The following is a 15,919-nucleotide window of genomic DNA, read 5'->3' as shown; positions in this document are numbered from 1 at the left end:
CGTCAACAAGCTATTGGTTGGTCGATATTTAAATTATGGACTATTCAACCTTTCATTCAGAAAATGTCGAGGCATTTCTTAATTCTCGAAAGCTTTCATTCTCCTCATTGGAAAACGTGGCGAAAGGTCAGTACAAAGACGTGGCGCACACCTTGGTCACCAGCTCTCCCGTTCACGGCGTCGCCAATGCAGCAAGTGACATCGATCTGATCTGTATCACTGCCGTGGAAGCCGATCGCGGCGCCATGGCCTCGCAGATCTATCACGATGGACAGCACCTCGAGACCGTCGCATTCGCATTGAGCGACGTGGATCTCGCGATGAGCACGCTCGCTGGCTATCGCACCGCCAGCCCGCTCGATACGCTTCGCGCATACCGGCGCTGGGACGATTCTCAGGCAGTGTCGCGCAAATATCTGGAGCGCATCGTCAGCGGCGTGGCGACGAATCGTGCAGTCCCCTACCTCGACTGGAATGCAGCGCTCGGCAGCATGTGGGCTGTCGCAGCCTACGACGCGTTTCGACAGTCGGCGGGCTTTGCGCTGCTTGCGCTGCGCGCCGGAGAAATGCGCGGCGCGGCGGCATACTCCGTCAATGCACTGCTGTATCTCATGAATGCGCTGCTATCCCAGTGCGGCTGGACAGTGTCAAACAAGAAGTGGACCTTGCTGCGCTGGCGACGCGCCGGTCGCGCACTGCTCGACAGTGGCGCGCTCGACTGCGCCAATAGCGTCGATGCACTGTGGCCCAAGGTCGGCGCTGCCTGCGTGCGCGGCCTCACAAGCGCCGATGCGTCGGAGCTGATTGAACTGGTCGAGCAGGCCGACGCCAGTACCGGCTTCGGCGCTGCATACGCAGTGCAGACACCAACGACCCGCCATACCGAAAGCGCCCCGTTCCTGCCCGGCAGCCGTGTCGTGCTGCGGGAGGACGGTCGGGCCGCCTTGCTCCCGAGCTTCGACATGCCGACCTCGTTGACAACCGCGCCTCGCGACCTCGCTGCCGTTTCCTCCGATCTTGCAAGACAGCTACTGCTGGGCGCGCGCGTCGGCGCGGTCGGCTTTTCATTGACGGATTCCCTTTCCTGAGGAGACCGACATGACTTCAAATCTCGAGACGTCGCCGCCAATCCACTGGTTCCCCCGACTGGCCGCTGGACAGGTTCGCGCCGCAGCAAGCCTCGCCGAAACGCTAGCGTCTGTTGCCTGGTTGCTAATGACCGAACTGCAGGCCTATCTCGAAGACCTTGAAGGTGCATCGGGCACCGCCGACGTGGTGGACGTGCTTCGCATCAAGATCGCGGAATTACTGAAGGATATCGACCATCGACTTTCGGACGCCGCCTCCCCGGACGAACTGCACGCCTTTGCCCTGTGCGCGGAATACGGATTGTCCGATGCTGCCTCGCTGCCAGGGGCCGCCGCCTTACGCATGCTCGGCATTGGAGACGCCAACGCATCGATCGAAGCTGGCGACGCGGCACCGTTGATCAGTCGGCTCGGCGAGGCACTCGCTGCGTTTCCCGGTGAATTGTTCAATCCACTGCTGCCAGGTACGCAGGGGCCGGTACTGCGCACCCTGCGCACCTGGGACAAGTTGTGCCGCCTGACAGGCACGGATGCGTCGTTCCTCGCCCCATTGATGAAATCGCTATGAGCGCTCGCACAAATTCGTCCGCGCCGGCCGCCACCATGCGCAAGACATCGTTCATCGAACGCTATGGCGCCTTGTTCGGACGCGAACAGGGCTTGATGCTTCGCATGGCCGGCCTCACCGCCGCCGAGTATTCGGCCGAAGGTGCATGGATCACAGACGACACCGGGCGCCGCTGGCTCGATTTTGGTTCGTTCGGTCTGCACCTGCTGGGCCACCGCCATCCGGCCGTGATCGACGCGCTCGGCTCGCAGCTCGGTCGCCTCGGTTTGTCCAGTCGAATTCTTGCAAACGAACAGGCGATTCGCGCCGGCGAAGCGCTAGTAGTCGGCGTCGGGCGCCCCGGCAATGGCGTGTTGTTCGCCAATAGCGGATCCGAGGCGATCGAGGCAGCGCTGAAACTGGTACGGATGGAAACCGGCAGGCGCAGAATCCTAGCCTTCAAGTATGCCTACCATGGCCGCACGGCAGGTGCGCTTGCGATCAGCTACGGGTATCGCGGGCATGATGCGCTGCTCCATCGCGAGGATGCGGTGTTCGTCGACATCGGCGACCTTGACGCCGTTAGAGCCGCGCTTGCTGCGGGCGACATTGCAGCTGCCATCTGCGAGCCGGTCCAGGGGGAAGGTGGCATCCGACCGGTCGACGGTGCATTTCTGGACGCGCTTGCCACGCTTTGCCGCCAGTACGGTGCGTTTGTTATTCACGATGAGATCCAATCGGGACTGGGTCGCGCCGGTGCCCTGCGCTGCGGCTCGCCGGCCGACATCGTGGTGTTCGGCAAGACACTAGGCGGCGGAGTATTCCCGGTCGCCGCCGCGCTCTACGATACCAGCAGGTTCGGCGCCCCCGCTCGCGACCCGGTCGTCCATGCATCGTCCTATGCGGGCAGCGCACTCGCCGGTGCTGTAGTGGACGCCGTGATGTCAGTCGTCACCGGATCCGACTTCCTGTCTCGGGTGGATGCGCTCGGGCGCCAGTCTCTCGAAATCCTTCGATCCCGCCTGGGCGATTGCCCGAACGTCGTTGACATCCGAGGGCGCGGCCTGATGCTCGGCATCGAGTTCGACTCAAGCCGCCCTGTCGCTCAAACTCTGATCGAGGCGGCGCATCGCGACGTGCTCATCGCGTTTTGCCTGAGCGCCACGCATGTCTTGCGCGTGTATCCGAGCGCGCTCACCAGTCCAGAAGATCTCGCAGCAGGCCTGCATCGATTTTGCGATGCCGTCCATGCCGCGGTCCGCTCGACCCATTCCTGACGGAGCGATCCATGCCTCAAGTTCTCAACAGCGTGTTGCTCGGCCGCTTCGAACGCGCCGACGTATGGCCGATTCTGTCGGATTTCGCGCGCTATCCTGACTTCATGGCAGACGTGCTCGAAGTTCAAGTACCAACGCACACGGCGGGTGAATTGCAAAGCACCTGGCGTGTTCTGCTCAACGGAAGCGAACTCACCTGGACGGAGGTCGACCGTCTGGTCGAAAACGAGCGCATTGAGTTCGAACAGACCGACGGTGATCTCGAGACCTGGTACGGCGAGTGGGTGTTGGTCGAGCGCGACGACGGTCTACACGTGGACCTGAACGTGACCTTTGACATCGGGATTCCCTCGCTGGCGGACGTGTTGCACCCGATCGGCGAGCGCGCGATTCGTGCAAACAGCCAGCAGATGCTGGCCGGCATCCGCGATCGACTCCACGCGCGGCACGCAGCCGTCACCGAATCGGAGCGCTGAGATGGAAACACTGATCGTGACCGGCGCCAGCGGCGCGCTTGGACAACGCTTCGTCGCCGACTGGCTGCGGACCCGCCCCGACGGGCGCGCCATTGTGCTGGTCCGATCCGAGACAGCCGCACGTGCGTGCGAGGCCGCGTGGCGCCATGCACAGCGCCACGCCGTGCGCTTCGTAAGGGCGGACCTGCTCGACGCGCAATCGATGCGCGACGCCGCACAATCGTTACCGCCAGTCGAGCACGCAGTAGCCGTCCATTTGGCGGCCGACGTCTCGTGGCACAAGAGTTTCGACGAGATGCGGGAGATGAACGTCGACGGTACGCTGCGTTTTGCCGAATTCGCCAGAAATGTGGCCCGGGCATGCCATTTCATTTATGTCTCGACGGCATTCACGCGCATGCACGACTGGGTCTATCGCAACGGCTACGAGGAAAGCAAGGCAGCCGGTGAACACGCTCTGCGTACTCAATTCGGCATGCAGTTTCCGATCTCGACGTTCAGTTGCAGCCTCGTGGTCGGAAGCAGCGTCGACGGTGCCATCAGCCGCTTCCATGGCCTGTATCCGCTGATCCGCTTCATCGCTTCGCTGGCACCGCCTTTTCTGGTCGGCAATCGCGTCGGCCGACTGGATATCGTCCCGATCGACTGGGTAGCCGATGAGCTCGTGCAACTGGCTCATCGTTGCGCGACAGGGATGCCCTTCTCCCAGGTCGTCGCCGCGGCTGGCGAGACTCGCCTGTCCTACGAACAGATCGTGCGACTGATCGAATCGCGCCTCGACGTCGCTCGACAAACGGCCGGACTGCCGAAGCTCGATCCCGTTCCAATCCTGCGCATGAGGCAATGGGCATTTCTCAAGCGCTCATTGTCGACGTGGCGTCCTGAAGGTATTTCGACTGCAGACTTCCGTTACTTCGAGCGGCTGCTGCAGATCTATGGTGTGTACGCCGAGAGCGAAATCGTTCGTGCACCGGAAAACACGACGCGCCCCGCACCACCCTGTGAGCACTTCCTGCCGCTGGCCGTTGACTATTGGCTGGCGCATACACCTGATTCTCAAGCGGGCCTCAAACGTCAGCTTGCCGCCGGCACGATCTGAGCATCGTTGCATCGTCGCATCGTCGCATCTCAAGGGAAGATTCCGATGATTCAGTCGCAACCATCCGCACCGCTCGCCGAGGCCCCACCGCACCGCGCCGCTCGGCGCAACGCGCTCGCTTTCACACACCAGCATCTGGTCGTCGACCTGAAAGCGCTCGCGCCGCTGCGCTGCGCGTGGCAGATCGCGACGCAATGGGTAGTCACCGGTACGGCGATTCTTGCCGCCGAGATGGCGCATTCGTGGCCCATCACGGTCCTCGTGCTGATCGTCGTGGCGACACGGCAACACGCGCTGCTGGTGCTCATGCACGACGCATCTCATTACCTGCTGAGCCGCGACAAACGTCGCAACGACCTGCTGGCGAACTTGCTGCTGACGTTTCCACTCACCATCAGCACCTCGCGCTATCGCGCGCATCACCTCGCTCACCACCGGCATCTGAACACAGCCGACGATCCCGATTACGCCGATGCGTTCGCGCCACCGACACGTGCGCTCCTCTGGCGTGCGTTGCTGCGCGACGTGACTGGCCTGTCAACGCTCCAGTCGTTGCGCAGCATGGACAGCTTCGGCGTATTCGGCCTGTTCGGCCGAAAAGATGAAGCTAGTCGCTCCGAGTGTCGCTGGTTCGTTGCGTTCGTCGTAGCAGTGGCCATCACAGCAACCATTGCGCACGCGTGGTCGGGATTGCTCATCTACTGGCTCGCGCCGATGGTGTTGTTTCTTCCACCGATACTGCGCATTCGCAGCCTCTCCGAACATGCCGGCCGTGCCGCAGAACCTGTCGCCAGCGACGCCCGAAGCGTCGCACCCGGCCTGCTCGAACGCCTGCTGTTCGCTCCATGCAACATCAATTGCCACTGGGAACATCATCTGTTTCCTCAGGTGCCAAGCTATCGGCTTGGCGTGCTGTCGGCAAGGTTGGCCGAGCATTTGCCCGAATCCGCCGCCACCAGGCGTACCCGCGGATACTTACTGGGGCACGCATCGATGCTGGCGGAACTGTATCCGCCGCCGCATGCCAACCGTCGTTTCCACTGACACGGAAAACGTATCGCCATGATCCTCACCGGCCCAGAAATTCATCGCATGCTCGACACGGGAAGCCTAGTGATCGAGCCATTCGATGCGTGCAATCTCGAAGTCAACTCGTATGGCTGCCATCTGGGGCCGACGCTGCTCGAGTATCGTGATTCACAAATTGATCCACACGATGCCTTGCACGTCATCGAGCACACGATTCCCGAAGATGGTTTCGTACTCCTTCCGAATCGATTTTATCTCGGTTCTACGGCTGAGCGAATTGGTGGCGTCGACTTCGCGAGCGAGCTGTACGCGAACCTGTCAACCGCACTGTGCGGCATGTTCATCCAGACCAGCGCTCCGCTAGGCCATACCGGGGCGGTGATCTGTTGGACCCTCGAAATCGTCGTGACCCAGCCGGTGCGCGTCTACGCCGGCACCAAAGTCGCAAAAGTGTGCTTCTGGTCCAACCTCGGCGTTTCGACGCCTTACACGGGGCGCTATCGGGGTTCCGATAACGTCGTTGCATCGAAAATCATTCAGGATCGAACATGATATTGACCGGTACCGAGATCGAACAGCGCGTGCATGCGGGAGACATCGTCATCCATCCGTTCCTGCCGGACAACGTGAATCCCAACAGCTACAACTTCCGTTTGCACGAGCGCATGAAGGTGTACGAGGACGGCGTGATCGACGTGCGCAAGGAGGCGCCCACTCGCGAGATCGTAATCGGCCCCGAAGGCTACGAACTCGAGCCACGCAAGCTATATCTGGCCGCCACCATCGAGACCATGGGGAGCACGCGTTTCGTGCCGACGTATGCGGCCCGCTCCTCTATCGCACGACTAGGCATGTTCATCAACCTGTCGGCGCCGCTCGGCGATATTGGCTTCGTCGGGCGCTGGACGATCCAGCTTTTTGCGTTGAACCGCATCCGCGTCTATGCAGGCATGAATATCGGACAGATGATGTTCTGGCGCGTCCAGGGCGAAATCAAGCTTTACACGGGCAAATACCAGGGCGCAACCGAGGCGTTCGCATCACGCATCTTCCTCGACTACCGAGCAGCCGCTGCAGCGAGCGACGCGACGGCTATTGCGCTCGATGCGAGCGACCCCGTGCATGCCGCATCCAGTCTGCCAGCCTGAACCGACTTGCGTCCCATTGATCGTCCCACTGAACTATGACCAGCAAATTCGATACCCTCAAGACGTTGAGCCAGCACCTGCCCGTGCCCAACTTGACCGCACTGACCGATGCCGATTTCGCGATTATCTGGCGCGATTACGAAGCGCGCGAGATCGCCATCGCAGACTTGCTGAGCTCGCTCCATGTCACCGCGGCCGCATTTCTCGATCAGCACATCGCGCGCATTGCGGCGCTCGCGGAACTCGAATGGAGCGATCAGGCGGACATGTTTCTCCTGGAACGTTTGGCCGACGCAGGTCTCGACGCGGACACGAAGCTCGCGGTACGTTCGTCGGCCAGCGTGGAAGACGGCGAACGCCACAGCTTCGCTGGTATTTTCTCGACACGGCTGGAGATCCAGGGCCTTGCAGCGCTCAAAGCCGCGATCCTCGACGTATGGCGCTCGGGCGTTTCGCGTGCGGCAATCGTCGAACGCGTGCGGGCCGGCCACGCCGACATGCGGATCGGCATGACTGTCATTCTTCAACGCATGGTCGAAGCGCGTGTTGCCGGTGTGGCATTCAGCGTCGATCCGCTGAGCGGTCAGCCCGACATCTGCATCGAGCTCGTGGAATCGCTGGGTGAGGCAATGGTATCGGGGGTCGAGAAGGGGCACCCGGCACGGCTCGCCTCCAATGGGCAACTCTACGCACCGGGCCTCGACGCGTACCATTCACTACTGCTCGAGATCTCCGCACTGGCACGCAAGGCTGCCGAATTGATCGGCGCACCGGCCGACATCGAGTGGGCGGCCGACGGTCGCCAATTGTGGCTGTTGCAGGCTCGACCGATCACGACCGTCGGAAGCACGGCCGAGGACGAAGCGCCGTGCTTCGAGTCCGTACCGCTTTACGCATCCGACGACGACGCGCTGACCGCTTACCGCCCGCTGCCGTCGTTCGCACAGTATTTCCGCTCCAAGCGCAAGCCGTTAGCCGATTTCGCCGCGCGGCACGGCGTGCCGGCTGGCAACGCGCTGCTGGTGCGGGCTAACCGCGCCGGCTTCGCTGCGGAGCCGACGCGGCGCGATGCGTTGCTAGCCCAGTTTCGCACCCCCGAGGTCGTGCTAGATTTCTCCGACTGCGTGCGTCAGCAAATTCTGCCTCGCGAAGCCTTACAGGGCCGACTGAACGAGTTGTTGGGCGAACGTGCGGATCGCTTCGTCGTGCGCGAGTTCGTAGCCGGCGACACCGGGCTGATCACGCAAGCCTGCGAGGACGGTTCGGTCGTCTGCGAATGGTCGGCGGATGGGCTGCTCGCGATTAATCGCGGCATCGCCGGCACTGCCTGTACCACCCTGACCGGCGCCCCCTCGCCGCACGTCCCCGACGCTCAACGTCTGTTTCACATAACCCGCGAGGCAGTCAACACGCTTGGCCCGATTCAGCTCGAATGGGTCCGCCTCTGCGATCGCCTGTACTTGATCGATTTCTCCCCGCTCGCCACGCTCGCCACGCTCGACGAGGCCGATGCGTGTCGAATAATCTCGCCCGGTTTTGCCGATGGACCTGCCGTCGTCATCGGCACGGACAGCCACATGGAGGACATCAGTGTGTCGGCTACCGTCTCGATCAACGCCATTCCCAGCGCCGAATCCCTTGGCCCGGCGTTATCGCAGCTTGAAGCCCGCCTGCGAGAACACGGGGGGCAGGCCATCGTCGTATCGCCGCGTCCCTATGCAGCGCTCGCCGCCCTGATCCCACATGCGAGGGGCTTCGTCTTCGAACAGGCCTCGATGCTGTGCCATCTGTCGATCCTGTTGCGGGAGCACGGGATACCGGCGGTCGAATCGTCTCAGCTGTTTCACCTAGGCCTGTCAGGCGCGCGAGTTACATTCGCGGCCACACGGCCGGCCTGAACGGAGTACGTCGGTATGCCCTCATCACCCGAGCTCTGCCTGCTGCTCTTCGATGCACAGGCTCGCCTTCAGTCCGGACCGCCAGCACTCCTCGCGATCGCGGAATTAGAAGCGCCGTCAATACGCCACGGCGCGAACGGACTGTTCATTCCAGGCGGCACACTGCAACTGACCGGCCTGACGACCGCGCAACGACGCGAGGTCATGCGCCACCCCATGCCATTCGATTTCCAGATTTTCAATGCCGAGTTGCGCAGCAGTACCCGAGCCACGCGCCAGTTGCTCGCCGACTTGGACCCCGCGCTTGCCGGGACCCTGCCCTGCGCGGAATTCGCGCTGATCAGGAACGGGAGCGGCTTCGACGTCTATCGTTACGTTCACGAGGGGGCGAGCGGCGCATTGTTCTTGCATAGGCTCGTTCATCCTCCTTTCGACGCATCGAACTGGCAAGAGGCATGCGCATTAGCGCGCGAGGCGTGCGAGTCCGACGTTGGTATCCGGGCACTGCTCAGCGACGACTGCTGGTACACACGCTGGCACCCGGAGATGGAGCTTGAACGGAAATTCACCTCGCAGCAGGCTCCCGATATGTGGCGCATCGGCACGGCCTTCCATTTCGCGGTGGCTAACGGCCACTTCGACAACCTGGTGCTTGAGATCGATCGGGACTTCCAGACGATGGATTACGAGTCGCACATCTTCGAAGTGAGTGGAGATCCCGTCGAAGCCGGATATATCTCGTTCATTCCTCAAGCAGACGGCCTCATGGCGGTTAAGCGCAAATGGTTCGTGGAAAACGCCGAACTGCGCCGCGAGGATTTCATTACCAATCAGCCAATCGCGTTCGCGACGATCGGCGATCGGGCACGCGCCATGACCTCCGCCAGCGTGCGGCGGCTGCAACCGTTTCGTCGCACCCGCATCGACGTGAATCTGGAGTCGCTGGAAACCGGCAACGGCTTCGGCGTCTATTTCGATCTGTGCGTGAGTCTCGACGGCGGCGCAAGATTCGCTCAGGTCGAAGTGGAATATTGCCGGAGTCGCACGTTCAAACCGCTGCGAAACATCGAACGCGATTTCGAGGAAATCGCAGGTGCCGTCGAACAATTTCTGAATGAGCACACGCCCGGCTTTCGCCACGATCTGTATTCGAAACTCGATTTCGCGCGCGAACTCAGCACGCGCGCCGCATGACCGACCACGGAGCACCCACATGTCATCCACGATCGCCCCGCCGGTCATCCTGATGGGGAGCTGGAAATTCAGGCACGACATTCCGTTCGACGACGTCGATTTTGCGTTGCGGGCGATCGAGCCAGGCAATCTCGCCGTAGGCGTTGCAACCGCTATCGCGGACTTGCGCGGCGAAAGACGCATGATTATGCAGTGGCGCGACGGGCGCGCCGTTAGGTCGGCCGATGACTTCGAGCAATGCGACAACCTGTACGGCCGCTGCATTCCACTCGCGATCGCGGTGCTCACAGACTCGCATGTCGAAATTACGCACCTGATGACACGGCTCGACACACATCGTGCAACCTTTGTGCGCCCACCTCATACGATCGTACAGGCCGACCACGTTGATGGCTTGCCAGCCGCGCTACTGGATGCATTTCGTCGCAACAGGCTCGCAGTCAACAACTGGGAATGCCGCTACGCAACCAGCGAAGCGACGTTCGAAACACGCTTCGATATCTCGGACCTAGGCGCGCCGCGTGCACTCGGCGAAGCTTGGTACGCCCTGCTCGACTCAAGCGACGCCGAGCCGTTCGTGGCACAAAGCGGCGACGCGTTTCGCCTGATCGATCACGACGTCACGGCATGCCAAGAAATCCCGACTGGCGAGCTCTGGATCGAACATTGGAGCCGCAAGCGCAAGGAAGACTTCGAACTGTCGCTCGCACAGGTCTGCCGAGTTGCGGCACATACCCCCCACCTCACCGACCGAATCGAGGCGCGCGTCGAGGCGCCCTTCGCCGAGTCGGCCGCAAGCCTCGTCGACCGTCCACTCAAGGCAATCGGCAGCTATCGCCGTGTTGCCTTTTCCACCGAATGCGAATCAATGCGCACCGGACATATCTTCACCGTCGCGTTCGAAACCTGCGTTTCGCACGACGACCCCGCTGTGCACACAACCCGAGGCAACGTGTGCTTCCAGAAGACGCGCGGCGAGCCTGACTCAAGTTCGATCTTGACCGAGCTCGCCGTACTGTCCAGCATTGTGGAGCGTTTCCTGCACACCTGCCATCTCGTTACCGAACCCGCCCGGCCGATGCTTGCATTCATGCAGACAACCGCCGGCGTTGACCGACCCATCTTGTGAGGCCCGTCATGCGAACCGAGTTGCTGTCCAATCAACGCTATACGATCGAACTGTCGCACCACAGTGTCAATCCGGCGTTGCCGACCCGTCTGGTGCAATTCCTGTTGCCATACTTCACCCCGTCGGCCGGATTCAGCGGCACCACGCCGGAGGCAGATCTCTACCTGGCTCTGCACGATCCCGACGCGTTCGATTCGAACTGGGTCGCGCTCTGCGACCGCCCCGCCACCATTCGCGAAACCACCGCACCCGGCTTTACGCTACGGGTGAACACTGCACAGTACGATGGCCTGCTCTTCGCGTGGGATTCAGAGCTGCGGGTCGGATACCGGTTTGATACAACCCAGCGTCGTGTCGACTTCTACGGCGGAACCAATGCGTTCATTCATTTGATCGAGTTGGTGCGTTACTACGGGTTGCTGGTCGAGCAGTCGAAAGGGACCGCGATCATGCACGCCTCCGCCGTGGCAACGCGCGCGGGCGACATTCTGGCCATCGGCGGCGTGAAGGGCGCAGGCAAGACCACGACCATGCTCGACTTGGTTGCCTCGGGCGACTACCTGTATTTCTCGGGTGACAAGCTACTGCTTGATGTCGTCGACGGCAAGATCCGGGCGCGTGGCTGGCCCGATTATCCGCACGTCGGTGTGGGAACGCTCCGCTCGCACCCGGAGCTCGCCGAACAGCTAGGCCTCGCCGGGATCGCTGCCGATCCGACGTTCGCCGACACTGACAAGCGTCTGTGTGCGCCCGAAGCAATGCGCGCCGCACTGCCAGCCAGCCCGGCGGGCTGTGGCAGGTTGGCCATGGTCTGCCTGCCGGATGTCAGCGCGCCCGGGCCGTTCCGCATCCACGCGCTGTCATCGGAAGAGATCGGACAGGCGCTGCGCACACCGGGGCTGTTCGAATGGCCGCACCGCTTCATCACATCAACCTGGCACGGACTCCCGGCGGCGCTGGCGAGCGTGGATTTCACCGACTCGATCCCGGACGCCCTGACCAACGCGTTCTCCTCCATCGCATGGCAATCCCGAGTCGGCTTGCCCAGACCTGTCGTTCTGAGCTAAGGGGGAGGATGCCATGTCCAAGCAACCACGTTTGCGCATCGCACTCGTCGCGCCGAGTGGATCTGGGAAAAGCACCACGGCCGGCCTGCTCAGGGAAGCGTTCGAGGCAGCCGGCAAACAGGTCGCCATTCTCAAGTTGGCTGCGCCGCTCTACAGCCTTCAACGCGCGTTCTATGATGCAGCCTGCCACGACATGCGGGAGGGCACCCAAGATCAGCATTTGCTCGAGCACATAGCGACGCAACTTCGCCGCATCGACAGCCACAGCATCGTCAAGAACTTCGCGCAACGTCTCGATCGCTGCGAGGCAGATGTGATCATCAACGACGATCTCCGTGACGACGTGACCGACTGGCCCTACCTTCGCCAGAAGCAGTTCGCCATTGTCAAGATCGCGACAGCACCCGCGGTACGGGCGAGCCGGCTACATGGGCGCAACGACGTCTCAATCGTCGAGAACAGTGCCCTCGACGTCCAGATGAGCCGGATACACGCCGACTATGTGCTACCAAACAACGGCTCTCTCGATGGGCTGAAGACCCATGTCGAAGCGCTCGCCGGCTGTCTGCTCGGCACGCTCGCGCTGGCAGCGGCATGAATGCCCTGCGCTCGCGGCTCGTGTGGCTCGTAATCGACGGTCTCTCGTGGCAGCTAGTCGAACAATTGGCGGATCGTCGCCCCCATTCGATCTTGACCCGCGCGCTGCGCGACCGTAGGGCGATACGACTGATGCCGCTCATCCCTAACTGCCAGACGCCGCCGTCGCTGTTCTCGATCTTTAGCGGCACGGACGTTACGCGTCACGGGCTGACCGGCTATCTTGTGCCGACGCCCTCAAACGATACGCCGTTCGGCTTCGCCGACGGATTCTCTCAGTGGCCGCGCAATATCCAAATGGTCTGGGACCGCTTGGCCGCCGCTGGGTACCGCTTGCGCCTGTGCGCTGCGCCGTTCGTACAGCAGGAGCGACTGGGCATTGCGCTGGTCGGTCGTACGAACGTATACGGCGGCTTCGCCGTCGCCCCGGAAGCGATGGTCGACGGAGAGCGCCTGACGATTCCGGCGCTCGATATCGACATGCGTGTTGAAGCCGTCGGAGGCGGATTCGCACTGCATGATTTGCGAAATCCGGACGAGTCGCCCAGCTTTGTTTCGATGGACGGCACCCTTGCACTACCGCTGGCACCAAACGTCCCATACGGAAATGCATATCGTGCAATCGCTCTGCACGCGATGCGAATCGACGGTGTGCCAACCTTGATCAGCCTGGGCTACCGAGCCGTCGATGTAGTCGGCCCCCCCGCGCCGCTGGCTGCATTTCCGGCCTGCGATCCAGCACGGCTATACGCCAACGGCCAGCTCGGTCGCAGGCTCGATGACGGCGGTGACGGTGCGGCCGAACACGCGCTCGTTTCGCTGATGCGTATCGTACACGACAGCTTCAAGACAGACATCGTTGCCGCGGTGCGCGCGACGGACAGCGATTGCGTAATTGGCTACGATCCTGTCATCGATCTCCTGTCGCACCATTTGCTCAAATACGTCGACCCCCGGCAGCCGGCGTCGCCAGCAGCGCGGGTGGTCGAGGCCTTGTTCGACACCGCGCTGGGATGGATTGATACGTTGCTCGATGAATGCCTCACAGCTTCGCCCGAACCGTTTCGCTGCATTGCTCACTCGGACCATGGCATGGCCCCGGTTCACCATGACCTATTTCCGAATGCATTTTTAGAGCAGGCTGGCCTGCTCGCCTACGACGAGTTTGGCAACCCCGATCCGCTGCGCTCGGCCGCGTTGTTTCATCCGGCAGAGAACGGCCTGGTCATGCTGCATCCAGTCAACCTTGGCGCAAAAGGCTTCGATCACGAGACGCTGGCCCAGGCATGGCGTGCCGCGTTGCCAGACTCGATGCGCGGGGGCTGGAATCATTTCATCGGTTTCGGCACAACTCCACTCGACATGCCCTCGGTGGCTGGTTGGCGCGCGCAGTGCTACTGGCAGGCACCGGCGGGCACGCGGCTGCGTTATTCGCGCTCGGCCGTGGTCGTTCAGGCGAGCCGCAAAGGTGGTGATCATGCAGTCTGGTCCGCCGACCCGTGGTTGCAGGGAATATTGGTCGACGTCGGCGGTGAACGTGTCGAGTTGCCCAAGCAGTCAGCGATGGCGTTGTCGGATATCGCTTCGCTCGTCTGCCCGGAGCATTTGACCAAAACGTAATTCGGACCTGGCCATTGATGCCGCTACATTCAGAATCTTCAGGAGCAACATTGATGATTGATACGCTGCTATGTGACATTGACGGTACACTGCTGCATCGCGGAGCCGCCATTCCCGGCGCCGCTGCGGCTTTGCAAGCCGCCCGCAACGCCGGATTAGGCATACGGCTGCTCACTAACATCACGGCCCAAACGCCGGAGCAACTGGCCAGCCAGTTGAGAGATGCCGGAATCGAAGCAGGCGCGCACGAAATACTCACCGCCACAACCGCGTGCGTGAGCCACCTCAAGGCACAGCGAGGCAAGCGTTGTCACCTGATCGTGCCCGATGGTGTGCGCACGGCATTCGAAGGCATCGACATTGATGATACGTACCCAGACTTCGTCGTGATCGGCGACATCGGCGATGCCTTCGACTATCCAAAGCTCAACCGTGCGTTCCGTATGCTGCGCAACGGTGCGCAGCTCGTGGCCCTGCAGAAAAATCTGTTTTGGTTCGACGTGGATGGCGAGCGGCTCGATTGTGGCGCTTTCGTCATAGCGTTGGAAGCGGCTACCAATACTCGCGCGATCGTTACGGGCAAGCCGTCGCCGGTGTTCTTCGAAGCGGCCTTGCGCCAGCTCGGAGCCGACAGCGCCAGTACAGCCGTAATTGGTGACGACCTGGCAACTGACATGGCAGGCGCACGCGCCATTGGCGCTCACGCGTTACATGTGCGTACAGGCAAGCACCGCCCGGAATGGCTCGAGCAGCATCGCGACGCTATCGACACCGTGCTAGACAGTATTGCCGATTTTCCGCTATGGCTTGAGCGCTTTGGTTCGCGTGCAGCCTGACTTCTTATCCCGTCCCATACTGAATTCGTCATGACGATCATTGCGCAACTTTCCGATTTACATATCCGACCCGCGGGCGTGTTGTATCAGGATGTCGTTGATTCGAACGCCATGCTGGCAAACGCCATCGCGACACTCAATGCGCTCGCACCGCGGCCCGACTTCGTACTGATAACCGGCGACCTGACCGATGAGGGAGCGCCGGAAGAATACGTCGAACTCAGGCGCTTGCTCACATCGTTGACGATTCCGTACGCAGTGATGCCGGGCAACCATGACCAGCGCGAGAATTTGCGGAACGCCTTCCCCGAACATGAATACTTGCCGAAGCAGGGCCCACTGCATTTCGCCCTCGATGTCGGCGAAGTGCGGATCATCGCGTTGGACACGTCGGTGCCGGACCTGCATCACGGCGAACTCGATCGCAACGCGCTCACCTGGCTCGATGCCGAATTGCACTCGAGCCACAATCGGCCGACGATCGTGGCCATGCATCATCCGCCATTCGATACCGGCATCCCGTATCTGGATATCTATGGGCTCCTCTACGCTGACCGGTTCTCGGCGACGTTGACCGCACATTCACACGTCGAACGCGTGATCGCAGGGCACGTGCACCGGTCGATGCAGACTCGCGTCGGACATGTGCCAGTACTCACTTGCCCCAGCACTGTGACGCAAATCGCCCTGCAAACCGACGCGGGCGCGCAACCGGCTTCGTATCTTGAGCCACCAGCGTTCCTATTGCATTGCTGTGCGCAAGGCAAGCCGTCGATCAGTCACCTAGTCTACGTCGATCGGTTTGAAGGACCATTCCCGTTTGCATGACGAGGTGAAGTACGCATCGGAAATCAGTAAGCGCTAGTTTAAGCACACAGGTCGATTGCCGAGCAGAGCGCGAACACAGAGGAATT

Annotated in this window: 16 protein-coding genes; all 16 read left to right on the top strand. The window is 61.6% G+C overall.

Translation table 11 applies throughout. From position 1 onward, the window contains the following. The first annotated feature begins 35 nt into the window (after positions 1–35). The 16 genes from U5A67_RS30535 to U5A67_RS30460 are packed head-to-tail and all read left to right on the top strand — an operon-like array spanning position 36 to position 15,833. Positions 36–1,088 (top strand): DUF6001 family protein, encoded by a 1,053-nt coding sequence (locus tag U5A67_RS30535; RefSeq protein ID WP_321817259.1) that lies wholly within the window; start codon positions 36–38, stop codon positions 1,086–1,088. A 10-nt stretch (positions 1,089–1,098) separates the two neighbouring features. Next, the gene (locus U5A67_RS30530; protein WP_321817258.1) at positions 1,099–1,656 is read left to right on the top strand and encodes a DUF6031 family protein; all 558 of its coding nucleotides are present in this window, start codon (positions 1,099–1,101) and stop codon (positions 1,654–1,656) included. Between the two features lie 35 nt (positions 1,657–1,691). Continuing rightward, on the top strand, positions 1,692–2,912 hold the full coding sequence (locus U5A67_RS30525; protein WP_321959775.1) for an aspartate aminotransferase family protein: 1,221 nt from the start codon (positions 1,692–1,694) through the stop codon (positions 2,910–2,912). 11 nt (positions 2,913–2,923) lie between these two features. After that, on the top strand, positions 2,924–3,388 hold the full coding sequence (locus U5A67_RS30520) for a type II toxin-antitoxin system RatA family toxin (RefSeq protein WP_321817256.1): 465 nt from the start codon (positions 2,924–2,926) through the stop codon (positions 3,386–3,388). A gap of 1 nt (position 3,389) precedes the next feature. After that, positions 3,390–4,487 carry an SDR family oxidoreductase gene (locus U5A67_RS30515; protein WP_321817255.1) on the top strand — a complete coding sequence of 366 codons (1,098 nt, stop codon included), beginning with the start codon at positions 3,390–3,392 and terminating at the stop codon, positions 4,485–4,487. A gap of 45 nt (positions 4,488–4,532) precedes the next feature. Further along, positions 4,533–5,531: a fatty acid desaturase family protein gene (locus U5A67_RS30510; RefSeq protein WP_321817254.1), complete on the top strand. Its 999-nt coding sequence runs from the start codon at positions 4,533–4,535 to the stop codon at positions 5,529–5,531. An 18-nt stretch (positions 5,532–5,549) separates the two neighbouring features. After that, positions 5,550–6,068 (top strand): dCTP deaminase domain-containing protein, encoded by a 519-nt coding sequence (locus U5A67_RS30505; protein WP_321817253.1) that lies wholly within the window; start codon positions 5,550–5,552, stop codon positions 6,066–6,068. Further along, positions 6,065–6,664 (top strand): dCTP deaminase domain-containing protein, encoded by a 600-nt coding sequence (locus U5A67_RS30500; protein WP_321817252.1) that lies wholly within the window; start codon positions 6,065–6,067, stop codon positions 6,662–6,664. The genes U5A67_RS30505 and U5A67_RS30500 overlap by 4 nt, the downstream gene beginning before the upstream one ends. A 35-nt stretch (positions 6,665–6,699) precedes the next feature. Then, on the top strand, positions 6,700–8,562 hold the full coding sequence (locus tag U5A67_RS30495) for a PEP/pyruvate-binding domain-containing protein (RefSeq protein ID WP_321817251.1): 1,863 nt from the start codon (positions 6,700–6,702) through the stop codon (positions 8,560–8,562). A gap of 15 nt (positions 8,563–8,577) precedes the next feature. Further along, positions 8,578–9,756, top strand: coding sequence for a hypothetical protein (locus U5A67_RS30490; protein ID WP_321817250.1), 1,179 nt, complete (start codon positions 8,578–8,580; stop codon positions 9,754–9,756). Between the two features lie 19 nt (positions 9,757–9,775). Then, on the top strand, positions 9,776–10,885 hold the full coding sequence (locus tag U5A67_RS30485; protein ID WP_321817249.1) for a hypothetical protein: 1,110 nt from the start codon (positions 9,776–9,778) through the stop codon (positions 10,883–10,885). Positions 10,886–10,893: 8 nt separating this feature from the next. Continuing rightward, positions 10,894–11,952: a hypothetical protein gene (locus U5A67_RS30480; protein WP_321817248.1), complete on the top strand. Its 1,059-nt coding sequence runs from the start codon at positions 10,894–10,896 to the stop codon at positions 11,950–11,952. Positions 11,953–11,965: 13 nt separating this feature from the next. Further along, positions 11,966–12,550, top strand: coding sequence for a hypothetical protein (locus U5A67_RS30475; protein WP_321817247.1), 585 nt, complete (start codon positions 11,966–11,968; stop codon positions 12,548–12,550). Continuing rightward, complete coding sequence (locus tag U5A67_RS30470) at positions 12,547–14,169, top strand: alkaline phosphatase family protein (protein ID WP_321817246.1); 1,623 nt, start codon at positions 12,547–12,549, stop codon at positions 14,167–14,169. Before U5A67_RS30475 ends, U5A67_RS30470 begins: the two co-directional genes overlap by 4 nt. A 53-nt stretch (positions 14,170–14,222) precedes the next feature. After that, positions 14,223–15,005: a TIGR01458 family HAD-type hydrolase gene (locus U5A67_RS30465; RefSeq protein WP_321817245.1), complete on the top strand. Its 783-nt coding sequence runs from the start codon at positions 14,223–14,225 to the stop codon at positions 15,003–15,005. Between the two features lie 30 nt (positions 15,006–15,035). Next, complete coding sequence (locus U5A67_RS30460) at positions 15,036–15,833, top strand: phosphodiesterase (RefSeq protein ID WP_321817244.1); 798 nt, start codon at positions 15,036–15,038, stop codon at positions 15,831–15,833. Positions 15,834–15,919: the final 86 nt, after the last annotated feature.

The sequence above is a fragment of the Paraburkholderia sp. J69-1 genome, assembly GCF_905220255.1.
Classification (GTDB): Bacteria; Pseudomonadota; Gammaproteobacteria; order Burkholderiales; family Burkholderiaceae; genus Paraburkholderia.
This window is presented reverse-complemented; position numbering and strand designations above follow the sequence as displayed.